Consider the following 21,280-nt stretch of genomic DNA (forward strand, 5'->3'; position numbering starts at 1 on the left):
CGGAGGCGCGATGACGCTCAATCCGTTCCGCCCGACCGCCGGTGCCGAGCCGCCGCAGCTGATCGGCCGCGCCGGCGTGCTCGATGAGTTCGAGTACGGTCTGCGCATCAGGTCGGGCGCACCCGGTCTGCTGACGATCTTCACCGGTGCGCGGGGCGTCGGGAAGACCGTCATGCTCGGCGAGGCGGAAGATGCCGCCCGGCGAGCGGGTTGGGCGGTCATCTCCGAGACGGCGACGCGCGGCTTCCTGGGTCGTATCGGCGCTGAGATGAAGCGCCTCATCGAAGAACTCGGCGCAGGGCCGAGCATCCGACGCATCACGGGCATCGGCTTCGGCGGATTCTCGGTGCAGACCGAGCTCGCCCCCGAGCAGCAGGCCGGATGGCGACAGTTGGGCGAGGAGCTCCTGCGTCTGCTCGACGAGCGCGGAACCGGGCTCGTGATCACGCTCGACGAGATCCATGGCGCCGACCGCGACGAGCTCGCGCAACTGGCCGCCTCGGTGCAGCACTTCATCCGGGCGGGTCTGCCGATCGCACTGGTCTTCGCCGGCCTCCCGGCGGCGGTGTCGGATCTCCTCGACGAGGGCGTCGCGACGTTCCTCCGCCGCGCAGACCGCATCGACCTCCATGCTGCGACCGTCGACGACGTCGCGGCCTCGTACCTCGAGACGTTCGGCACCTTCGAGCATCCCCTTCCTCCGACCCTCGTGCGCGAGGCGGCGGAAGCCACGGGCGGGTTCCCCTTTTTGATCCAGCTCGTCGGCTACCACCTGTGGCAGGTGGCCGAAACGACTCCTGGGCCGCTTTCGGCGGCGGAAGTCGGTGTCGCCATCGCGGCCGCGCGCCGGAGGAACTCGCGGGTCGTCATCGACGCCGCCCTCGCCTCTGCGTCGCAGAAGGATCTCGCGTTCTTGCGCGCAATGGCCGTCGACGACGGCCCTTCGAAGACCGCGGACCTCGGCAAACGCCTCGGCGATCCGTCGAACGCGATCGGCAACTACCGGGCCCGCCTCATCGATGCCGGTCTCATCGAGTCGGCCGGGCGCGGGCTGGTGGACTTCGCGGTGCCCGGGCTACGGGAGCGCATGCGCGCATGACCTCGGGTGCGGATGCCCGAGGGCGTCCACAGGTGCGGATGCCCGGCGGCATCCGCACCACGACCTCGGGAGTGTTGCGGAACTCCGTGCGCGGCGAGGACGTGCGACGGGCGACCGGATGCAAGGCGGAGGAGGAGAGCCTCACTGGAGGTGAGGCCGACGACGACAACGCCGCAAACGGCCGCCCGTCGTGCGCCGCAGCGCGTGCGGAGTTCCGCAACACGCCCTAGAACAGCTCGTCGGCGAGGGCCTCGAGGGTCGGCACGGGGTCGCTGCGGAGCACCTGCGCGCACACGTGCGAGGCGCCCGCGTCGAGGTGCTTCCGGAGCGCGGCGGCGAGGTGCGCGGGGGTTCCCCAGACGGCGAGTTCGTCGATGAGGCGGTCGCTGCCGCCGTTGGCGATGTCGTCTTCGGTGAAGCCCCAGCGGAGCATCGTCTTCGTGTAGTTCGACAGCTTCAGGTAGCGGTCCAGCGCCTTGCGGCCGATCGCGCGGGCGTGCTCGGCGTCGTCGTCGGCGAGCACCATGACCTCGGGGGCGAGCAGCTTGCCGGCGCCGAGGACCTCGCGCGCCCATGCGGTGTGGGCGGGCGGGGTGAGGTAGGGGTGGCTACCGAGGCTGCGGGCGGCGGCGAGCTCCAGCATTTTCGGGCCGAGCGCGGAGAGCACGCGGCGGCCGGCGGGCACGCCTTCGGCGTCGAGCACGTCGAGGTAGTCCGACATCGCGGTGAGCGGCGTGCGGCGGTCGGCGTTGGATTCGGGATGCCCGCTGCCGATGCCGAGGAGGAAGCGGCCGGGGTGGCGCGCCTCGAGGCGGCGGAAGGATGCCGCGGCGGCGCGGGCGTCGGCCGTCCAGATGTTCACGATGCCGGTGGCGACGACGATGCGTTCGGTGGCGTCGAGCGCGGCTTCGGCTTCGGCGAGTTCGGCGCCCGGCGATCCGCCGACCCAGAGGGTGCCGTAGCCGAGGCGTTCGACCTCGCGTGCGAGCTCCGGGGTGGCGTCGGTGCGGCGTGCCCAGACGCCGAAGGTCCCGAGTTCGTGTTGTTCGACCGTCATCCCGCCACGCTACCCGGGATCGCGGCACCCCCGGCCGGATCGGCGGAATCCATGCCTCCGGGTCGTGCTACGCTGCATACCGACCAGACGGTACGGACCGGTGGAAGCCGCCGCACCGACGACCCGAGCACACGACGGAGTGGATGCCGTGCAGAGATTCGACGGCCGCGTCGCCCTCATCACCGGGGCGAGCCGCGGCATCGGCTACGCGATCGCCGAACGACTCGTCGCCGAGGGCGCCGAGGTCGTCATCACCGGGCGCGACCCCGAGACCCTCGCGGCGGCGGCCGAACGCCTCGGACCGGCCGCGAGCGGCATCCCGGGCCGTGCCGACGACGACGAGCACCGCGAACGCGTCTTCGCGCATATCGCCGAACGCCACGGCCGCCTCGACCACCTCGTGAACAACGCCGGCATCAACCCCGCCTGGGGGCCCGCGCTCGAGCTCGAAGCATCCGTCGTCCGCAAGATCCTCGACGTCAACGTCGTCGCCGCCCTCGACTGGACGCGCGGCGCCGTCGCCGCCGGCCTCGCCCGCTCGGTCGTGAACCTGGCGAGCCTCGCCGGCACGACCTCCAGCCCGAACATCGCCTTCTACGGCGTCTCGAAGGCGGCCCTCATCAACCTCACGATGCAGCTGGCCGCCGAGCTCGCCCCCGGCATCCGCGTGAACGCCGTCGCCCCCGCCGTCGTGAAGACCAAGCTCGCGCGTGCGCTGTACGAGGGCCGCGAGGCATCCGTCGCCGCCGAATACCCGCTGCAACGGCTCGGCGAGCCGGCCGATGTCGCCGGCCCGGTCGCGTTCCTCCTCTCCGACGACGCGGCCTGGGTCACGGGGCAGACGCTCCGCATCGACGGCGGCGCGAGCATCCGCTCGTTCGGATGACGCGGGCGCTGGTGAAGGATGGACGCATGAAGGACTCCAACGTCGCCGAAGCCGTCACCCGCGCCGCCGTCGAACTGTTCGCCGCGCAAGGCTACGCGAACACCAGCGTGCAGCAGATCGTGGCCGCCGCCGGCGTGACGAAGGGCGCGATGTACCACTACTTCGAGTCGAAGGACGACCTGCTCTTCGGCATCTACGAGCGCATGCTCGCCCTGCAGAAGACGCACCTCGACGAGATCATCGCCCGCGGCGGCCGGCCCGATGAGGTGCTGCGCGACGTGTGCGTCGACGTCATCGAGACCTCGATCGACTTCCTGCCCGAGGGCACCGTGTTCTTCCGCAGCCTGAACATGCTGACTGCGCCCCGCCAGCAGGAGGTCACGCGCCGCCGCCGCGCGTACAACGACGAGTTCGCCGCGATCCTCGAGCGCGGGCAGCGCGAAGGCCTGTTCCGCACCGACATCCCTCGCCCGGTGCTCATCGCGCACTTCTTCAGCGACGTGCACTACCTCTCGCACTGGTACGACCCGAGCGGCCCCGAATCCAAGCAGACGGTCGCGGCGCAGCTGACCGATCTGTTCCTCACGAGCATCAGGAGTGCAGATGCCTGACACCATGCGCGCCTGGCGGGTCGCCCGCCTCGGCGAACCCGAGTCCGTCCTCGAACTGCACGAAGTGCCCGTGCCGGTGCCGGCCGCCGGCGAGGTCGCCGTGCGCGTGCGGGCGGTCGCGGTGAACTTCCCCGACGTCCTCCTCGCCCGCGGCGAGTACCAGGTGCGGCCCGAGGTGCCGTTCGTGCCCGGCATCGAGTTCGCGGGCGAGGTCGTCGGCGTCGGTTCGGGTGTGGATGCCGTGGCGCCCGGCGACCGGGTCGTCGGCTCGGCGATCGGGGTGCTCTCGGAGTTCGCGGTGCTGCCGGCCGAGGCCGTGCACCCCGCACCGGACGCCCTCTCCGACGCGGAGGCCGCCGCGCTCACCATCGCGTACCAGACGGCCTGGTTCGGCCTGCACCGGCGGGCCGGCCTCGCCGCCGGCGAGACGCTGCTCGTGCACGCCGCCGCCGGCGGGGTGGGCACCGCGGCCGTGCAGCTCGGCGCCGCCGCCGGTGCACGCGTCATCGGCGTCGTCGGGAGTGCCGCGAAGGCCGAGGTCGCCCGTGCGGCCGGGGCCGACACGGTGATCGTCCGCGGCGACGGCGACCTCGTCGCCGCGATCAAGGCGGCCGCCCCCGGCGGCGTCGACGTCGTCTTCGACCCGGTCGGCGGCGACGCCTTCGCCGCGTCGACGAAGACGATCGCCTTCGAGGGCCGCATCGTCGTCGTCGGCTTCGCCGGCGGAACGATCCAGCAGGTGCGCCCCGAGCATGCACTCGTGAAGAACTACGCCGTGCTCGGCCTGCACTGGGCGCTCTACCAGCAGCGGCGGCCCGATCTCGTGGACGCCGCGCACGCCGAACTCGCCCGCCTCGCCGATGCCGGTGCGATCCGCCCGTTCGTCGAGCTCGTGCCGTTCGCCGAAGCGCCTGCGGCGATCCAGCGCCTCGCGGGCGGGGCGACGACGGGCCGCCTCGTCATCGATGTGGCGGGGGTGGATGCCGGTGCTCGCTCGGCCGGCTCCGCCGCGTCGGCGGTGGATGCCGCCGGCGGGGTTTCCGGCGCCGCCACCGGTGCCGCGACCGGGGCGGGCGCTGCATGAGCGCGCTCGACGGGCGCACCGCCATCGTCACCGGCGCCGCCCGCGGGCTCGGCGCCGAGTACGCCCGCATCCTCCACGACGCCGGGGCGAACGTCGTCATCGCCGACCTCCTCGAAGAAGAAGGAGCGGCCCTCGCCGCCGAGCTCGGAGCCCGGGCGCGCTTCGAGCGCCTCGACGTGACCTCGGAAGAGGAGTGGGAGCGCGTCACGGCATCCGCACTCGACGCCTTCGGCGCGATCGACGTGCTCGTGAACAACGCCGGCATCGCCAACGCGGCACCCATCGAGCACTTCACGCTCGCCAAGTGGCGCGCGGTGATCGAGGTGAACCTCACCGGCACCTTCCTCGGTTGCCGCGCCGTCGTGCCGGCGATGAAGGCCGCCGGGCGCGGATCCATCATCAACATCTCCTCGGTCGAGGGCCTGCGCGGAAGCCCCGCCCTGCACGGATACACCGCCTCGAAGTTCGGCGTGCGCGGCCTCACGAAGTCGCTCGCCGTCGAGCTCGGGCCGGCCGGGATCCGCGTGAACTCGGTGCACCCGGGCCTCATCCTCACCGAGATGACGACGCGCATCGACCCCGACGACCTCGTCATCCCGCTCGGCCGGGCGGCGCTGCCGGCCGACGTCGCCGGAACGATCCGCTTCCTCGCCGGCGACGATTCCGCCTACACGACGGGCGCCGAGTTCGTCGTCGACGGCGGCATGACGGCGGCGATCGCCCACCGCTGAGGGGCGCCCGCGGCGCGGGCCGTCCGCCCGCTGCCGCGCCCCCGCGCTCCCGCCGCGCTCTCCGTGCCGCTGCCCCTGACTCCGCTCGCAGCCCGTTCTCCTACGCAACCTCCCTTGCGCAATGCAGGAACGGAACCGTGTCGCGGGCGGCGCTGCCGCATGGGCACCGGCGACACGCCGGGTGCGTTCCTGCATTGCGCAAGGACAGATTGCGCACGGCGACATTGCGCACGGGGAGATTGCGCGGGGACAGAGGTGCAGGGGCACGTGGATCGGCGGGACGATCATGGTGCGCAACACCGACATACCGTCTGGTCGGTTTTTGCGGTACTGTGGGGAGCGTTCGCAGTCCTGGGCAGTGAATCCGACACGAAGAGGTGCCGATGTCCGACGCTCCACACGAAACCACCCCGACCCCGCCGCGGCTCGCGGTCGAGGGGCTCACGGTCGCCTTCGGCGGGCTGAGAGCCCTCGACGGGGTGGGCTTCGAGGTCGCCGACGGCGAGATCGTCGCCCTCATCGGCCCGAACGGCGCCGGCAAGACGACGGTGTTCAACGCGATCAGCGGCCTCGTGCGGCCGCGCGCCGGCACGATCCGCATCGGGGGGCGGCCCGCACCGGCATCCACGACCCGACTCCTGCGCCGCGGCGTCTCGCGCACCCTGCAGGGCCTCGGCCTCTACGCGGGCATGACGGTGCTCGAGCAGGTGCTCGTTCCGCTCGCGGGGGTGCGCGCGGCGCGCGGTTCCGAGCGCGAGCGCGCGATGACGATGCTCGCCGAACTCGGAATGGATGCCGATGCGCACCGCCCCGCCGACGCCCTGCCGTACCCCGAACGCAAACGCGTCGCCCTCGCGCGCGCCCTCGTCACGCGGCCGAGCCTGCTGCTGCTCGACGAGCCGGCCGGCGGGCTCGGCGGGGCGGACATGGCGCAGCTCGCCGAGGCGGTGCGGCGGGTGTCGGCGGGTGGATGCGCCGTGCTGCTCGTCGAGCACCACGTCGATTTCGTCATGGGGCTCGCCGATCGCGTCGTCGTGCTCGACTTCGGGCGCGTGATCGCGAGCGGGGCGCCGGCCGAGGTGCAGCGCGATCCGGCGGTCGAGGCCGCCTACCTCGGCGTGCCGCCGACGCCAGGACCGCCGACGTCAGGAACGGCGGCACCCGGAACGCCGACACCCGAAACACCGGCACCCGGAACGGCGGTGCGCGCATGAACGCCGACACCCGCAACACCCCCGCCCCGCTCCTCGAGCTCGACGCCGTGACCGTCGGCTACGGGGCGGCGCCGGTGCTGGAGGCGCTGAGCCTCGGCATCCACGAGGGGCAGCTCGTCGCCCTGCTGGGCGCGAACGGCGCCGGCAAGACGACCCTGCTGCGCACCGTCGCAGGCCAGCTCCGACCGAGCGGCGGTGCCGTGCGGTTCGCCGGCCGCCCGATCGACGCCCTCCCCGTCGAGGATCGCACCCGCGCCGGCCTCGCCCTCGTGCCCGAGGGGCGCAGCGTCGTCGCCGAGCTCACCGTCGACGAGAACCTGCGGCTCGGCGCGCTGCGCCTGCCGCCCCGCGAGCGGCGCGCGGCGACGGCGGCGATGTACGCGCTGTTCGAACCCCTCGCCCGGCGTCGTCGCGCCGCCGGCCACGAACTGTCGGGCGGCGAGCGCCAGATGCTCGCCCTCGCCCGCGCCCTCGTCGCGCGCCCCCGGCTGCTGCTGCTCGACGAGCCGAGCCTCGGCCTCGCGCCGCTCGTGGTCGCCGAGCTGCTCGGTGTGCTCCGCGAGACGGCCGATCGCACGGGCCTCACGGTGCTCCTCGCCGAGCAGAATGCGGCGAGCGCCCTCGCGATCGCCGACCGCGGCATCGTCCTCGGACTCGGCGAGATCGTCGCCGACCGCCCGGCGTCCGAGCTCGCCGCCGACCCCGCCCTCCGCCACGCCTACCTGGGATTCTGATGGACCGACTCCTCTTCCTCCTCGCCACCGGCCTCGCCCGCGGCGCCGTGTTCGCGCTGTTCGCGCTGTCGCTCGTGCTGATCTGGCGGGCGGCGCGCATCGTGAACTTCGCACAGGGTGCGATGGCGGTCGTCGCCTGTTACGTCGCGTTCGCGGCGACGGCGCTCAGCGGTTCGTACTGGGTGGGCCTGGCGGCCGCGATCGCCGCCGGAGCGCTCACGGGGTTCGCGGTCGAGCGGGGCGTGATGCGGTTCGCCCCGGCATCCGCACCCCTGGCCGGCGTCATCATGGCGATCGGGCTGGTGATGGTGATCCAGTCGGCCCTCGGCATCGCGTTCGGCCCGCAGGCGCGGCCGATGCCGGCGCCGTTCGACACGCGGCCGATCGTGGTCGGCGGGGTGCCGGTGCTGAGCCCGTACGACCTGTTCGTGCTGCTCGTCGCGCTCGGGGTGATGGCGGGGCTGCTGGTGCTGTTCACGCGCACCTCGCTCGGTCTGCAGTTGCGGGCGTCGGCGCTGGCGCCCGAGGTGTCGCGCCTGCTCGGGGTGCGGGTGGGGCGCATGCTCACCATCGGGTGGATGCTCGCGGCCGCCGTCGCCGGCCTCGCGGCCCTGCTGCTCGTGCCCACGGAGCTCGGGCTGACCCCGCATTCGGCGGATCTGCTGTTCGTGTACGCGTTCACGGTCGCCGTGGTCGGCGGGCTCGATTCGCCGGCCGGCGCGCTCATCGGCGGCCTCGTCGTGGGGGTGGTGATGACGGTCGTGACCGGAACGCTCGGCGCGACCGTCGCGCCCATCGCGGTGCTGGTGCAGCTCGTGACGGTGCTGCTCGTGCGGCCCGGCGGCGTGTTCTCGGCGCGGGAGGTGCGGGCGGCATGAGCGAGCACGACACGAGAGTGGATGCCGGGGCGGCGACCTCGGGTGCGGATGCCGCCACGGCGACGCCCGCGGTGGATGCCGGTTCCGCGGTCCGCCCGGAGCGGCGCCCCAGGGCATCCACTCGCCGACTGCTGCTGACCGCCGCGGGCCTCACCGTGCTCGCGATCGCGGGCACCTTCCTCCTCGACCCGTACCGCAACTACCAACTCGCGCTGATCGCCGCGTACTTCTGCGCGACGGCCGGGCTGACCCTGCTCATCGGCCTCACGGGGCAGCTCTCGCTGGGGCACGCCGCGCTGATGGCCGCCGGCGGCTACGGCTATGCGATCACGACGAACGCCGCGACGGAGGCCGGCATCGAGGGCGCCGCCCGGTTCGGGCTCGGGATGCTCGGGGCCGTCGCCGTGTCGGCGGCGCTCGGGCTCGCGCTCGGCCTGGCCGCGGCCCGGTTGCGCGGGCCATACCTGGCCGGCGTCACGCTCGTGCTCGTGATCGCGCTGCCCGCGTTCGCGGCGGTGTTCGCACCGGTGCTCGGCGGCGACCAGGGTGTGCGGATCGCCTTCGACGGCGTTCCCGAAGCCCTGCGGGCGCTCATCGCGGTCGAGCAGTGGCAGGCGTGGGTCGCGATCCTCGTCGCGGCGGTGTGCGCGACCGCGCTCGCGCTCGTCAGGCACGGCCGGCTCGGGCTGCGGATGCGCGCCGGCCACGGCGACGAGACCGCCGCACGCCTCGCGGGCGTCGCGACCGGGCGGGTGAAGGTCGCCGCGTTCGCGTGGAGCGCCGTGACCGCCGGTGCCGGCGGCGCCGTGCTGTGCTTCGTCACGCAGGCGGTCAGCCCCGGGGCGTACACGCTCGCGTTCTCGCTGCTGCTCGTCGTCGCGGTCGTCGTCGGCGGCCTCGGCAGCCTCGGCGGCGCCGCGTCCGGCTCGGCGATCATCGTGCTGCTGCCGTGGGCGGTCGGGGCCCTCACCGCCGCCCTCGATCTGCCCGCCGACCTCGGGCAGCGCCTGAACGGAAACCTCGCCGTGCTCGTGTTCGGCGCGATCCTCATCGTCGTCGTCGCGTGGCGGCCCGCAGGGCTCGCGGGCGTCGCACGGCGCGCAGTGGATGCCCTGGCGCGCCGCCGCCGACCGCGCAGTGCCGCGGTGCCCGCCGGCGGGCCGCGACCGGCGGCATCCGCACCCGAACCCGAAGCATCCACCGAGCCCGAAGCATCCACCGCTCCCGAAGCATCCGCACCCCGCACCACCGAACCCACCCACATCGAGAGGTGAATCCCATGTCACAGCACCGCACCGCCCGGCGCCTCGCCGGGCTCGGAGGGGCAGCCGGGGCGACCGCCCTGCTCCTCGCCCTCACCGCCTGCAGCACGCCCGGCGCCGGCGCCGCCGACACCCCCGGCGTCACCGACGACACCGTCACCGTCGGCACCCACCACCCGCTCACGGGCCCGGCCGCCGCCGGATACTCGACGATCTCGGCCGCGACGAAGGCGTACTTCGACTACGTCAACGACCAGGGCGGCATCAACGGCCGCACCATCGAATACCTCGTGAAGGACGACGGCTACAACCCCGCGAACACCCAGACCGTGGTGCGCGAGCTCGTGCAGGAGGACGAGGTGTTCGCGATCCTGAACGGGCTCGGCACGCCGACGCACTCCGCCGTGCTCGACTACCTCGACCAGAACGCCGTGCCCGACCTCTTCGTCGCCTCGGGGTCGACGAGCTGGAACGACCCCGAGACGTACCCGATGACGTTCGCGTTCAACGTCGACTACGTCGTCGAGGGGGCCGTGCTCGCGCAGTACGCCGCCGACGAGCACCCGGGTGCGAAGGTGTGCGTGCTCGGGCAGGACGACGACTTCGGCGAGGAGTTCCTCGAGGGCGTCGAGCTCGCGCTCGGGGTCGGCGGCGTCGCCGAAGTGCAGGAGTACTCGGTATCGAACCAGGACGTGAGCGCGCAGATCGGCGCCATGCAGGCCGCCGGCTGCGAGATCAACATGCTCGCCACGGTGAACGGCTTCTCGGCGCTCGCGATCGGCACCGCCGCGAAGCTCGGCTGGTTCCCGATGTGGTTCTCGTCGTCGTCCGGCGGCGACTATCCGACGCTCGCCGGCTTCCTCGGCGAGGCCGCACCGCAACTGCTGCAGGGCTTCGTCAGCGCGAACTACCTGCCGTTCGGCCCCGACGGCGAATGGGTGGAACTGTTCCGGCAGATCAACGACGACTACAACGGCGGCGCCGACTTCGACGGCAACACCGTCTACGGCATGAGCGTCGGCTACCTCTTCGCCGAAGCCCTCGCCGCCGCCGGCGACGACCCGACCCGCGAGGCCCTCGTCGCCGCCCTCGAATCCGGCGATCTCGCCGGCAACGGCATCCTGCCGCTCGGTTTCTCGAAGACCTCGCACGCCGCCTGGAACGGCGCGGGCATCACGATCGTGGATGCCGGCGTGCAGGACTTCGTCGACGCCGCCTACGAGGTGGAGGGCGGCGAGGTCTCCGCGGTGGATCCGGCGCCGGTGCCGCTCGAGAACGCGGGCGTGCCCGCCGCCTGAGCGAGTGGATGCCGGGGGGCCCGGCTCCTGCCCGGTCGGTGGATGCCGGGGCGCAGCGCATTGCCCGGGGCGCCCCGGCATCCACCGCCCCCGGCATCCACCCCCTCCCCGGCATCCACCGCCCCCGGCATCCACCGCCCCCGGCTCGCGTCTCTGCGCAATGCAGGAACGCTCCCGTGTCGCGGCCCCGACTCCCGCATGCGCAGCACGACACGCCGAGCGCGTTCCTGCATTGCGCACGAATGCCATCGCGACGCAGGCCATGCAGCGGGCAAGGCGCCGGCACCGGCGCTCGGTAGAATGGCGGAGTGCCTGTGACCGTGCCCGCCTCCCCCGTCCCACGGTGGTGCACGGCGACGACCGCGCACCCGGTGGCGGGCCCGCGGCATCCATCGGCCGGCGCGACGGCAGCCGGTCGGTGACGATGGCCGAACGCATCACCCGCACCGAATCCGTCGTCGACGGGCTGCTCGACGCGATCATCGCCGGGCGCCTCGTCGCCGGGGCGCCCCTGCCGCCCGAGGCCGAGCTGGCCGAGGAGTTCGGCGTCTCGCGCCTCACCATGCGCGAGGGCGTGCGCCTGCTGCAGGCGCAGGGCGTCATCGTGCGCGTGCCCGGCAGCCGGCACCGCATCGCGCCCGTCGAGGAATGGACCGGCCTCGAAGCCGTCGTCCGCCACGCCCGCAGCGCCGGGGCGCGCGAGCGTTCCTCGCTCGAGCTGCTCGAGCTGCGCGTGATGCTCGAGACCGGGGCGGCCGAGCTCGCGGCATCCCGTCGCAGCGACGACGACCTCGCCCGGCTCGAGGAACTCCTCGGCCTCATGCGCGCCGGCCACGCCGCGACCGACGTTCCCGCGTTCGTCGCCGCCGACCTCGCGTTCCACGACGTCGTCTTCGCCGCGGCCGACAACCGCATCCTCATCGCCTCGATGCGGCCGCTCACGAGCATGCTCGAGGCGACCCGCAGCGAGACCAGCGCCGTCGCCGAGATCCGCGAGCACGCGATCTTCGAGCACGGCGCGGTGCTCGAGGCGCTCCGGTCGGGGTCGACGGATGCCGCCCGCGATGCCATGGCGAGCCACATGCGCCAGACCCGCGACGACCTCCTCACCTACATCCACGGCCGCGCCGCGGCTTCCTCCACCGCCCGCTGAGCGGGCGCGCGCTCCAGGTCCGCGCGGCACCCGGCATCCCGCCACCCTTCGCTCTTTCTCCCCGTCCCTCACCCCCTCCTCCTTCCGTCTCTTGCGCAATGCAGGAACGCACTCGGCGTGTCGCGGCGCTGATGCGGCGGAACCGGCCGCGACACGTGTGCGTTCCTGCATTGCGCAAGAGCACGGCGCGTTCCGCGTACATGACGGAGGAGGGAGGGAGGGAGGGACGGACGGACGGAGGGAGGGAGCGAGGGCGGCGCGCCGCGCGTCGGGTACACTCGATATCTGATATCGGATTTCTGCCGAGCGCGAACGTCGCGCGAACCGCCCGCGACCGGCGCGAGCACCCGCCCGCACCGCGCGCCACGGCATCCACACCCCGAAGACCCCGAGTGACGAAGGAGTGCTCCATGCGCCTCGACACCCTGCTCGCACCCCTCCCCGAGCCCGTGGCCGTCACGGCCGCCGAGGTGCGTGCCGCCCAGCATCCCGATGCCGTGCTCGTCGTGCTCGACGACGACCCCACCGGCACGCAGTCCGTGGCCGGTCTGCCCGTGCTCACCCGCTGGGAACGCGCCGACCTCGACGGCGCCTTCGCGACCGGTGCACCGGCGGTCTACGTGCTGACGAACAGCCGTTCCCTCGGCGAGCGCCAGGCCGCCCGCCGCAATCGCGAGGTCGTCGCCGTCGCCCTGGCCGCGGCCCGCGCGGCCGGCAAGCAGGTCACCTTCGTCTCCCGCAGCGATTCGACGCTGCGCGGCCACTTCCCCCTCGAGACCGATGTGCTCGCCGAGGAGATCGTCGCGCACGGCGGCGAGCGGCCGGCGCTGACGCTGCTCGTGCCGGCGTTCCCCGATGCGGGGCGCATCACGGTCGATTCGGTGCACTACTGGGTCGTCGACGGCGAGGCGACGCCGGTCGGCGAGACCCCGTTCGCGGCGGATGCGACGTTCGGTTTCGCCGCGAGCAGCCTCGACGAGTGGGTGGCCGAGAAGACGCACGGGCGCATCGCGGCGGATGCCGTGGCGCCCCTCACGATCGACATCATCCGCGGCGGCGTCGACGATGTCGAGGCGTTCCTGGGTGCGCTCGCGCCGGGCACGATCGTCGCGGTGGATGCCGTGGAGGAGTCCGATCTGCGCGTCGTCGCCCTCGCCCTGCACCGGCTGGACGCCGAGGTGCTGCTGCGCGTCGGCCCGCCGTATGCGCGCGCCCACATCGGGCAGGACATCGCGCGCCCCGTGGAGCCCGCCGACATCCCGTTCGCGCATGAACGCGGCGGCCTGGTCGTCGTCGGCAGCCATGTGCCGCTGACGACGGCGCAGCTCGCTGAACTGAAGCGGGCCCGCCCGGGCACGGCGACGATCGAGCTCGACGTGCGCCGCCTCATCGACGAGCGCCGCGAGGCGCACCTCGACGAGCAGGCCCGGGCGACCGCGGCCGCCCTCGAGCAGGGCACCGTCATCGTGCACACGAGCCGCGAACTCATCACCGGCGCCGACGGCGCCGCGAGCCTCGACATCGCCCGCCGCGTCTCGAGCGGCGTCGTCGAACTGGTGCGGCGCGTGCTGGAACTCGCCCCACCGCGCTTCGTGATCGCCAAGGGCGGGATCACGTCGAGCGATGTCGCCAGCGAAGCCCTCGAGATCCGCCGCGCCACGGTGCTCGGCCCGATGCTGCCGGGCATCGTGTCACTGTGGCAGCCGGAGACCGGCCCGGCGGTCGGCATCCCGTACATCGTCTTCGCCGGCAACGTCGGCGACGAGGGTTCGCTCGCGGCGGTCGTCGCGAAGCTCGCCGGCCCGGCCGACACGGCCGGCGCCGACGCTGACCCCGGCACCGGCACGGAACCCGGCGCCGAAGAACGCTGACCCGCCGGCCGCGCCGCCGCACCCGCCGCGACGAACACGACCGGCCGCACCATCCCGGATCCACCCCCGAAAGGAACACCATGACCTCCACCGTCGCCGTCATCGGTCTCGGCGCCATGGGGCTGCCGATGGCCGCCCGCCTCGCCGAGCGCTTCGAGGTGCGCGGTTTCGACATCGCCGCCGAACGCGTCGCCCTCGCCGCCGAGTCGGGCGTCGCGCCCGCCGCCTCGGCCGTCGAGGCGATCTCGGGTGCGGATGCCGTGCTCGTCGCCGTGCGCAACGGCGCCCAGCTCGACGCGCTGCTCTTCGGCGAGGGCGGCCTCGCCGACCATCTCGACCGGGGATCCGTCGTCATCCTCACGAGCACCGTCGGCACCGACGGCATCGCCGACATCGCCGCCCGGCTCGCCGAGCACGGTGCCGACCTCGTCGACGCCCCGCTCTCGGGCGGACCGCTCCGTGCGCGCGAGGGCGACCTGCTCATCGTCGTCGGCGCCCGCCCAACCGCGCTGGAGGCGGCGCGGCCCGTGCTCGAGCAGCTGGCATCCACCCTCTCGATCGTCGGCGACAAGCCCGGCGACGGGCAGGCGCTGAAGACCGTCAACCAGCTGCTGTGCGGCGTGCACATCGCCGCCGCCGCCGAGGCCCTCGCCCTCGCCGACGCCCTCGGGCTCGACCGCGAGAAGACCCTCGAGGCACTGACGGCCGGTGCCGCGAACTCGTTCATGCTCGGCAACCGCGGCCCCCGCGCCCTGCAGGCCTACGACGAGGGCGGCGCCGAGGTGCTCAGCCGCCTCGACATCTTCGTCAAGGACCTCGGCATCGTCGGCGACGCCGCACGCCGTGCGCACCTGTCGACGCCGGTGGCCGCCGCCGCCGAGCAGCTCTTCCTCCTCGGAGAAGCCCAGGGCCTCGGCGCCCAGGACGACTCCGCCGTGATCCGCGTCGTCGCTCCCGAGCGGCGCCCGTAGGCGCTTCGGCGCACCCGCCCGGGCATCGCGCCCCGGCATCCACACCCCACCCCCACAACCCGAAAGAGAAAGAGACGAGCCGATGACGCTTCCTCTTCCCGCCCTGATCCTGATCGGGCTCGCCGGCCTCGGCCTGCTGCTCCTGCTCATCATCAGGTTCAAAATGCAGGCGTTCTACGCCCTGATCCTCGTGTCGATCCTCGTCGGCCTGGCCGCGGGCCTGCCGATGACGACGATCCCGGCCACGGACGACGCACCCGAGCAGCTCGGCATCATCCAGGCGATCATCGCCGGCGTCGGCGGAACGCTCGGCTCGGTCGCCGTGCTCGTGGCGCTCGGATCGATGCTCGGCAAGATCATCGAACTCTCCGGCGGGGCGGATGCGCTCGCGGGCAAGTTCACCGGATGGCTCGGCCCGAAGCGGGTCGGCATCGCGCTCGTGATCGCCGCCGGCATCCTCGCGATCCCGGTGTTCTTCGACGCCGGCTTCATCATCCTCGTGCCGATCGTGTTCGCGTTCTCGAAGGTCGCCGGCCTGAACCCGATCAAGTTCGGCCTGCCGGTCGCGGGCATCATGCTCGCCGTGCACGTGGCCGTGCCGCCGCACCCCGGCATCGTCGGCGGATCCACCATCCTCGGCGCCGACATCGGCTGGGTCACGATCCTGTCGCTGGCGATCTCGGTGCCGCTCGCGGTGCTGTCGTTTTATGCCGCGAAGGTCGTCAACCGCCGCGAGTACGCGATGCTGCCGGCCACGAAGGCGATGTTCGACGCCTTCGGCACCGAAGAGGCGGCCTCCCCGAACGCGGGCCTCCGCGACGGCGAGAAGCCGGCGAGCGCCTGGACGGTGCTGCTGCTCATCCTGCTGCCGCTCGTCCTCATCATGCTCGGCACGGCCGTCGCGCCGGCGTTCGAGACCGGCTCGTTCTGGCACGGCTTCCTGTCGATGATCGGCCAGCCGATCTTCGCGCTCATGGTCGCGATCGCCGCGGCGATGTTCTTCCTCGGCGTGCGCCGCGGCTGGTCGGCCGGCAAGCTCGGCGAGGTCATGGAGTCGGCGCTGCCCGGTGCTGCGGTCATCATCCTCGTCACGGGTGCCGGCGGCGCGTTCGGCCGCATCCTCACCGAGACCGGCATCGGCGGTGCGGTCGCCGAGGTCCTCGCCTCCAGCGGCATGCCGATCCTGCTGGCCGCGTTCCTCATCTCGCTCATCATGCGCGCCGCGCAGGGTTCGGCGACGGTCGCGATCGCGACGACGGCGGGCCTCATGCTGCCGACGGTCGCGGTGCTCGGCCTGGACCCGATCCACACCGCCCTCGTCGCGGTCGCGATCGGTTACGGCGGCCTCGGCCTCAGCCACGTGAACGACTCGGGCTTCTGGGTCGTGACCCGCTACCTCGGCCTCTCGGTCAAGGACGGTCTGCGCACCTGGACGCCGCTGACGACCGTGCTCGGCGTCGCCGGCTTCCTGCTGACGTGGCTGCTGTACGCGGTCATCCCGATGAGCTGACCGCTCGCGCATGACGGGCGCGCCTCCGCTTCGGCGGGGCGCGCCCGTTCGCGTTCGGCCTCTGTTTCCGCGCTCGCTGCGGCGCGCGGCCGCGGCGCCCGTTCCGCGTTCGACCCCTGCTTCCGGGGGTCATATCCCGCCACGTTCCGAGGGTTTTCCGCGCGTTGATGGCAGGGTTCGACCCCCGGAACGAGAGAGCACGGTGGATGCTGCGGCGCAGTGGATGCCGCGGGGCGGTGGATGCCGCGGGGCGGTGGATGCCGCGGGGCGGTGGATGCCGTGGGGCGGTGGATGCCGTGGGGCGGTGGATGCCGTGGGGCGGTGGATGCCGCGGGGCGCCGCCGCGGCATCCACCCCGCTAGGAGTGCCGATCTCCCGCGGGAGTGACAACCTCCCGGCACTCCAGCGGGAGGTCGGCACTCCTACGCGGCACCGAACGGGAGGTCGGCACTCCTACGCGGCGGCCCCGGGTACCGGACCCCCCAGCCCCTACTCCGCCGGCACCGCCGCGAAGCGCTCGACGAGCGCGCGCTTCAGCACCTTGCCGCTCGCCCCGATGGGCAGCTCCTCGACGAGGTGCACGACGCGGGGGTACTTGTAGGCGGCGATGCGTTCCTTCGCGAACGCGATCACGGCGTCCGCGTCGACGGCGCGGCCTTCGCGGGCGACGACGGCGACGTGCACCTCCTGGCCGTGCACGGCGTCGGCGATGCCGAAGACGGCCGCCATGGCGACGTCGGGGTGGCGGGCGAGCACCGCTTCGACCTCGGTGGGGTACACGTTGTAGCCGTTGCGGACGATCATGTCCTTCTTGCGGTCGGTGATCGTGACGATGCCGTCGGCGTCGACACTGCCGAGGTCGCCGGTGCGGAACCATCCGTCGACGACGGTCTCGGCAGAGGCATCGGGCCGGCCGAGATACCCCTTCATGAGGTTATGCCCGCGCACGACGATCTCGCCGAGGGCGCCGGGTTCCTCGAGCAGCGCGATGCGCCCTTCGACGGCGTCGTCGGCCACGGCGACGTCGACGCCCCAGAGGGGCCGGCCGACCGTGCCGGGGCGGATGGGTTCGGCGACGGTGTTGAAGGATACGGTCGGGGCGGTTTCGGTGAGGCCGTAGCCTTCGTGCACTTCGGCGCCGTAGGCGGCGGCGAACGCTTCGAGCACGGCGACGGGCAGGGCCGCCCCGCCCGAGACGGCGAAGCGCAACGGCGGGCGGGCCTCCGAACGGCCGGCGGCTTCGAGCATGCCGACGAACATGGTGGGAACGCCGGTGAACACGGTCGCGCGGTGGGCGTTCAGCAGTTCGAGCGCAGCGTCGGGGTCGAACTTCGGCAGCAGGATGACGGATGCGCCGCGGCGGAACGAGATGTTCATCACCGACGTCTGCCCGAAGGCGTGGAAGAGCGGCAGCCCGCCGAAGACGACATCGTCGGCACGCATGTCGAAGGAGTCGATGAGGGCGGTGTGCACCTGTTCGACGATCGCGAGGTGCGAGCCGACGGCGCCCTTGGGCGTGCCGGTGGTGCCGCTCGTGTAGAGGATCGTCGCGGCGTCGGTGGGCCGCGTCGGCACGATCCGGGCGATGGGGGTCGCGGCGGCGGCTTCGGCTTCGAGGCGGGGCAGGGCGCCGGCCGCAGTGGATGCCGGAGCGCCCCCGTCTGCGCCTGCGCCGCCGGGCGCGGCGCCCGCGGCATCCACCGGCAGCAGCACTGTGACGAGCGGAACGCCCGCCGCCGCAGCCGCCGGAGCCGCCTCGGCGAGCATGGGCGCTGCGACGACGACGAGGTCGGCGCCCGAGTCGCGCAGCACGAACTCGATCTCCTCGGCCTTGAACAGCAGGTGCACGGGCACCACGATCGCGCCGAGCGCGAGGGCGGCGTAGTAGACGCGGGCGAAGTCGGGCACGTTCGGCACGATCATCGCGACGCGGTCGCCGGGCCCGATGCCGCGGGCCTGCAGGGCGCCGGCGTAGGCGCGGGCCTCGTCCCACAGCCGCCCGTAGGGGATGGTGGCGCCCATGAAGTGCAGCGCCGGGGCGGCGGGGGTGCGGCGGGCGGTCTCGGCGAGGATGCTCGCCGCCGAGAGGGTTCCGTAGCCGTCGCCGTCGATGGCCTGGTCTGGTCGGTGGGTCATCTCGGTGTTCCTTCCATCGTCGTTGATGTGGGGTGGTGCGTGATGCGTGCGCTGCGGGGGCGCGTCGGCGGCCGGGTGGATGCCCGTGCACGGTCTAGCGTCGGAGCTCGGCCTTCCCGAGCGCGGAGAGGTGCACTTCGTCGGGTCCGTCGGCCAGGCGCAGCGCCCGAGCGCCGGCGAACATCTCGGCGAGCGGGGTGTCGTCGGAGAGGCCGGCGGCGCCGAAGACCTGGATGGCGCGGTCGAGGATGCGCTGCACGGCCCGCGGCACGGCGATCTTGATCGCCTGGATCTCGGTCATCGCGGCGCGGTTGCCGACGGTGTCCATGAGCCAGGCGGTCTTCAGCACGAGCAGCCTGAGGGCTTCGAGCTCGATGCGGGCTTCGGCGATCCACTCGCGCACGACGCCCTGTTCGGCCAGGGGCCGCCCGAACGCGACCCGTTCGCCGGCGCGGTCGCGGACGAGGTCGAGGGCGCGTTCGCCCATGCCGATGGCGCGCATGCAGTGGTGGATCCGCCCCGGCCCGAGGCGCGCCTGCGCGATCGCGAAGCCCTCGCCTTCGCCGCCGAGCAGGTTCGCGGCCGGCACGCGCACCTCGTCGAAGTCGATCTCGGCGTGGCCGCCGTGGTCGCGGTCGTCGTAGCCGAAGACGGTGAGGGGGCGCACGATCCGCACGCCGGGGGTGTCGCGCGGCACGAGGATCATCGACTGCTGCCGGTGCCGCGGGGCGTCGGGGTCGGTTTTGCCCATGACGATGAAGAGGCGCGCGTCGGGGTTCATCGCGCCCGTCGACCACCATTTGCGGCCGGTGATGACGTATTCGTCGCCGTCGCGGCGGATGCGGGTGGCGATGTTCGTCGCGTCGGAGGAGGCGACGGCGGGTTCGGTCATGCAGAACGCGGAGCGGATGCGCGCGTCGAGCAGGGGTTCCAGCCATTCGGCCTGCTGGGCGGGTGTGCCGAATTCGGCGAGGAGTTCCATGTTGCCGGTGTCGGGGGCTGCGCAGTTGACGGCGACGGGCCCGAGGCGGGGGCTGCGGCCGGTGAGTTCGGCCAGGGGCGCGTATTGCAGGTTCGTGAGGCCGGCGCCGCGGTCGCCGGGAAGGAAGAGGTTCCAGAGCCCGGCGGCGCGGGCCTCGGCCTGCAGCCGGCCGACGACGGGCCGGAGGCCCCATTCGCCGGGCGTCGCGGCGAGTTCGGCGTCGAGCTCGGCCTCGGCGGGCGTGACGCGGTCCTCGATGAACGCGCGCAGGCGTTCGGTGAGCTCCTCGGTGCGGGCGTCGGGTGCGAAGTCCATCAGATCCTCCCCGCGGTGGATGCCGGGAGCTTCGCCGCATGCGCGAGCCCCTCTTCGGCGAGCGGTGCGACGAGCTCCCCGATCCGGTCGAACCCGGCCCCGACGGTCTCGCCTGCCCGGAACCGGACGTGGATGCCCTCGAGGATGACGGCGAGCTTGTATGCCGCGAACGCCCGATACCACCCGAGGTCGGGGGTGCGGATGCCGGCGCGCGCCGCATACGCGTCGACGAGTTCGTCGAAGACGGGGTACCCGGCGGCCGGGTCGACGGAGCTCGCAGCGACGGATGCGCCGCCCGGGATGTCGGCGATGTTCCAGTACAGGCCGAGCATGCCGAGGTCGACGAGCGGGTCGCCGAGGGTCGCCATCTCCCAGTCCAGGACGGCGGCGATGCGCGGCGCGCCTGCGGGGCCGGCGACGATCGCGTTGTCGAGGCGGTAGTCGCCGTGCACGATGCCCGAGCGGATGCCGGAGCCCGCGGCATCCGCACCCGCACCCTCATCGGGAACGGTCTCGCCGAGCCGCTCCTGCAGACGGTCGAGGCCGGGCAGCTCGCGCGAGCGCGAGGCGTCGTATTGGCGCCGCCACGTCGACAGCTGCCGGGCGAGGTAGCCGGCGGGCCGGCCGAAGTCGGCCAGGCCCACGCTCGCGGGGTCGATGCCGTGCAGTTCGGCGAGGGTCTCGGCCAGCTCGATGCCGAGGGTGTGCAGGCCCGCCGGGGTGTATGCGGCGTTCTGCGCGGGGTCATTCAGGACGGTTCCGTCGACGCGCTCCATGAGGAAGAAGGGGGTGCCGGTGACCTCGCCGGCCGCCGTGTCGTCGACGAGGTCGACCGTGCGCGGAACGGGCACCGCCGTGCCGGCGAGCGCCGTGATGACGCGGTGTTCGCGAGCCATGTCGTGCGCGCTCGAGAGCACGTGCCCGAGCGGCGGCCGCCGCAGCACGAGCGGGATGCGCGCCCCGTCGATGCGGTAGGTGAGGTTCGACCGGCCCCCGGCGATGACGCTCGCCCGCAGGGTGCGGATGCCGTGGGGCGCCGCGCCCCCGTCGCTCGCCCCGGCCCCGGCCTCCGCGAGGTCGGCCGCTCCCGCCGCACCGTCGGCCTCCGCGGGCTTCGGCCCTGCGCCGTCGACCAACTCCGGGTGCGCGCTGTCGAGCCAGCGCGCGAGCCCATCGACGTCGAGTCCGGGCACTTCGGTCATCCTCGACCACCTCTCCCGCGCCGGCGGCGCGCCTCTCGCCCCACAGCATACCGCGCGGTCGGTATGCCCGCGACCGCCGCCACCCGCACCCCGGCACCCCGGCACCCCCTGCACCCCTGCACCCCTGCGCAATGCAGGAACGCGATCGTGTCGCGGCCGACTCCGCCGCATGGGCGGCGCGACACGCCGAGCGAGTTCCTGCATTGCGCAGAAGCCACCGCGCTCACAGACCCGGTGCGCAGAGGCCGCCGCACTCGCAGACCCGGTGCGCAGACCCGGTGCGCAG

The 21,280-nt window shown here is 73.2% G+C and carries 19 protein-coding genes; 15 read left to right on the forward strand and 4 right to left on the reverse strand.

The window, feature by feature from the left end; genetic code table 11:
* Positions 1-10 precede the first annotated feature (10 nt).
* Both G127AT_RS07290 and G127AT_RS07295 read left to right on the forward strand, forming a co-directional pair.
* Positions 11-1,099: an ATP-binding protein gene (locus G127AT_RS07290; protein WP_210901471.1), complete on the forward strand. Its 1,089-nt coding sequence runs from the start codon at positions 11-13 to the stop codon at positions 1,097-1,099.
* Entirely contained in the window at positions 1,096-1,329 is a 234-nt protein-coding gene (locus G127AT_RS07295) for a hypothetical protein (RefSeq protein WP_210901473.1), read from the forward strand. The genes G127AT_RS07290 and G127AT_RS07295 overlap by 4 nt, the downstream gene beginning before the upstream one ends.
* On the opposite strand, the gene G127AT_RS07300 is transcribed toward G127AT_RS07295, so the two are convergent.
* Entirely contained in the window at positions 1,326-2,156 is an 831-nt protein-coding gene (locus G127AT_RS07300; protein WP_210901475.1) for an LLM class F420-dependent oxidoreductase, read from the reverse strand. The genes G127AT_RS07295 and G127AT_RS07300 overlap by 4 nt on opposite strands.
* Positions 2,157-2,304: 148 nt before the next feature.
* Here G127AT_RS07300 and G127AT_RS07305 point away from each other — a divergent pair, with 148 nt between their 5' ends.
* From G127AT_RS07305 to G127AT_RS07365, 13 genes are all read left to right on the forward strand, one after another.
* Positions 2,305-3,042, forward strand: coding sequence for an SDR family oxidoreductase (locus G127AT_RS07305; RefSeq protein WP_210901477.1), 738 nt, complete (start codon positions 2,305-2,307; stop codon positions 3,040-3,042).
* 26 nt (positions 3,043-3,068) lie between these two features.
* On the forward strand, positions 3,069-3,653 hold the full coding sequence (locus tag G127AT_RS07310) for a TetR/AcrR family transcriptional regulator (RefSeq protein ID WP_210901481.1): 585 nt from the start codon (positions 3,069-3,071) through the stop codon (positions 3,651-3,653).
* Positions 3,646-4,737 carry an NADPH:quinone oxidoreductase family protein gene (locus G127AT_RS07315; RefSeq protein ID WP_244857827.1) on the forward strand — a complete coding sequence of 364 codons (1,092 nt, stop codon included), beginning with the start codon at positions 3,646-3,648 and terminating at the stop codon, positions 4,735-4,737. The genes G127AT_RS07310 and G127AT_RS07315 overlap by 8 nt, the downstream gene beginning before the upstream one ends.
* Complete coding sequence (locus G127AT_RS07320) at positions 4,734-5,468, forward strand: glucose 1-dehydrogenase (protein WP_210901483.1); 735 nt, start codon at positions 4,734-4,736, stop codon at positions 5,466-5,468. Before G127AT_RS07315 ends, G127AT_RS07320 begins: the two co-directional genes overlap by 4 nt.
* A 383-nt stretch (positions 5,469-5,851) precedes the next feature.
* A complete protein-coding gene (locus G127AT_RS07325) occupies positions 5,852-6,682 on the forward strand; it encodes an ABC transporter ATP-binding protein (protein ID WP_210901485.1) in 831 nt (276 codons plus the stop codon).
* Positions 6,679-7,416: an ABC transporter ATP-binding protein gene (locus tag G127AT_RS07330; protein ID WP_210901486.1), complete on the forward strand. Its 738-nt coding sequence runs from the start codon at positions 6,679-6,681 to the stop codon at positions 7,414-7,416. Before G127AT_RS07325 ends, G127AT_RS07330 begins: the two co-directional genes overlap by 4 nt.
* Positions 7,416-8,294 (forward strand): branched-chain amino acid ABC transporter permease, encoded by an 879-nt coding sequence (locus G127AT_RS07335; RefSeq protein ID WP_210901488.1) that lies wholly within the window; start codon positions 7,416-7,418, stop codon positions 8,292-8,294. The genes G127AT_RS07330 and G127AT_RS07335 overlap by 1 nt, the downstream gene beginning before the upstream one ends.
* Positions 8,291-9,568, forward strand: a complete 1,278-nt coding sequence (locus tag G127AT_RS07340; protein WP_210901490.1) for a branched-chain amino acid ABC transporter permease — start codon at positions 8,291-8,293, stop codon at positions 9,566-9,568. The genes G127AT_RS07335 and G127AT_RS07340 overlap by 4 nt, the downstream gene beginning before the upstream one ends.
* A gap of 5 nt (positions 9,569-9,573) precedes the next feature.
* Positions 9,574-10,854, forward strand: a complete 1,281-nt coding sequence (locus G127AT_RS07345) for an ABC transporter substrate-binding protein (protein ID WP_210901491.1) — start codon at positions 9,574-9,576, stop codon at positions 10,852-10,854.
* Between the two features lie 343 nt (positions 10,855-11,197).
* Positions 11,198-12,007: a FadR/GntR family transcriptional regulator gene (locus tag G127AT_RS07350; protein ID WP_210901492.1), complete on the forward strand. Its 810-nt coding sequence runs from the start codon at positions 11,198-11,200 to the stop codon at positions 12,005-12,007.
* Positions 12,008-12,417: 410 nt separating this feature from the next.
* Positions 12,418-13,878 carry a four-carbon acid sugar kinase family protein gene (locus tag G127AT_RS07355; protein WP_210901495.1) on the forward strand — a complete coding sequence of 487 codons (1,461 nt, stop codon included), beginning with the start codon at positions 12,418-12,420 and terminating at the stop codon, positions 13,876-13,878.
* Positions 13,879-13,958: 80 nt separating this feature from the next.
* Entirely contained in the window at positions 13,959-14,849 is an 891-nt protein-coding gene (locus G127AT_RS07360; RefSeq protein ID WP_210901496.1) for an NAD(P)-dependent oxidoreductase, read from the forward strand.
* Positions 14,850-14,931: 82 nt separating this feature from the next.
* Complete coding sequence (locus G127AT_RS07365) at positions 14,932-16,359, forward strand: GntP family transporter (protein ID WP_210901497.1); 1,428 nt, start codon at positions 14,932-14,934, stop codon at positions 16,357-16,359.
* Between the two features lie 489 nt (positions 16,360-16,848).
* Here G127AT_RS07365 and G127AT_RS07370 read toward each other — a convergent pair whose 3' ends face one another.
* The 3 genes from G127AT_RS07370 to G127AT_RS07380 form a co-directional block, all read right to left on the reverse strand.
* The gene (locus G127AT_RS07370; protein WP_210901500.1) at positions 16,849-18,495 is read right to left on the reverse strand and encodes an AMP-binding protein; all 1,647 of its coding nucleotides are present in this window, start codon (positions 18,493-18,495) and stop codon (positions 16,849-16,851) included.
* A 94-nt stretch (positions 18,496-18,589) separates the two neighbouring features.
* Entirely contained in the window at positions 18,590-19,792 is a 1,203-nt protein-coding gene (locus G127AT_RS07375; RefSeq protein ID WP_210901501.1) for an acyl-CoA dehydrogenase family protein, read from the reverse strand.
* Positions 19,792-20,994 (reverse strand): phosphotransferase family protein, encoded by a 1,203-nt coding sequence (locus tag G127AT_RS07380; protein ID WP_210901503.1) that lies wholly within the window; start codon positions 20,992-20,994, stop codon positions 19,792-19,794. Before G127AT_RS07380 ends, G127AT_RS07375 begins: the two co-directional genes overlap by 1 nt.
* Positions 20,995-21,280 lie beyond the last annotated feature (286 nt).

The organism is Agromyces archimandritae, from assembly GCF_018024495.1.
GTDB lineage: Bacteria > Actinomycetota > Actinomycetes > Actinomycetales > Microbacteriaceae > Agromyces > Agromyces archimandritae.

Excerpts from the sequence above, each read along its gene's own strand:
- G127AT_RS07335 (WP_210901488.1), top strand. The coding sequence starts at position 7,416 with ATGGACCGACTCCTCTTCCTCCTCGCCACCGGCCTCGCCCGCGGCGCC.
- G127AT_RS07290 (WP_210901471.1), top strand. The coding sequence starts at position 11 with ATGACGCTCAATCCGTTCCGCCCGACCGCCGGTGCCGAGCCGCCGCAG.
- G127AT_RS07380 (WP_210901503.1), bottom strand. The coding sequence starts at position 20,994 with ATGACCGAAGTGCCCGGACTCGACGTCGATGGGCTCGCGCGCTGGCTC.
- G127AT_RS07330 (WP_210901486.1), top strand. The coding sequence starts at position 6,679 with ATGAACGCCGACACCCGCAACACCCCCGCCCCGCTCCTCGAGCTCGAC.
- G127AT_RS07365 (WP_210901497.1), top strand. The coding sequence starts at position 14,932 with ATGACGCTTCCTCTTCCCGCCCTGATCCTGATCGGGCTCGCCGGCCTC.
- G127AT_RS07320 (WP_210901483.1), top strand. The coding sequence starts at position 4,734 with ATGAGCGCGCTCGACGGGCGCACCGCCATCGTCACCGGCGCCGCCCGC.
- G127AT_RS07370 (WP_210901500.1), bottom strand. The coding sequence starts at position 18,495 with ATGACCCACCGACCAGACCAGGCCATCGACGGCGACGGCTACGGAACC.
- G127AT_RS07355 (WP_210901495.1), top strand. The coding sequence starts at position 12,418 with ATGCGCCTCGACACCCTGCTCGCACCCCTCCCCGAGCCCGTGGCCGTC.
- G127AT_RS07310 (WP_210901481.1), top strand. The coding sequence starts at position 3,069 with ATGAAGGACTCCAACGTCGCCGAAGCCGTCACCCGCGCCGCCGTCGAA.
- G127AT_RS07360 (WP_210901496.1), top strand. The coding sequence starts at position 13,959 with ATGACCTCCACCGTCGCCGTCATCGGTCTCGGCGCCATGGGGCTGCCG.
- G127AT_RS07375 (WP_210901501.1), bottom strand. The coding sequence starts at position 19,792 with ATGGACTTCGCACCCGACGCCCGCACCGAGGAGCTCACCGAACGCCTG.
- G127AT_RS07345 (WP_210901491.1), top strand. The coding sequence starts at position 9,574 with ATGTCACAGCACCGCACCGCCCGGCGCCTCGCCGGGCTCGGAGGGGCA.
- G127AT_RS07340 (WP_210901490.1), top strand. The coding sequence starts at position 8,291 with ATGAGCGAGCACGACACGAGAGTGGATGCCGGGGCGGCGACCTCGGGT.
- G127AT_RS07325 (WP_210901485.1), top strand. The coding sequence starts at position 5,852 with ATGTCCGACGCTCCACACGAAACCACCCCGACCCCGCCGCGGCTCGCG.
- G127AT_RS07295 (WP_210901473.1), top strand. The coding sequence starts at position 1,096 with ATGACCTCGGGTGCGGATGCCCGAGGGCGTCCACAGGTGCGGATGCCC.
- G127AT_RS07300 (WP_210901475.1), bottom strand. The coding sequence starts at position 2,156 with ATGACGGTCGAACAACACGAACTCGGGACCTTCGGCGTCTGGGCACGC.
- G127AT_RS07315 (WP_244857827.1), top strand. The coding sequence starts at position 3,646 with ATGCCTGACACCATGCGCGCCTGGCGGGTCGCCCGCCTCGGCGAACCC.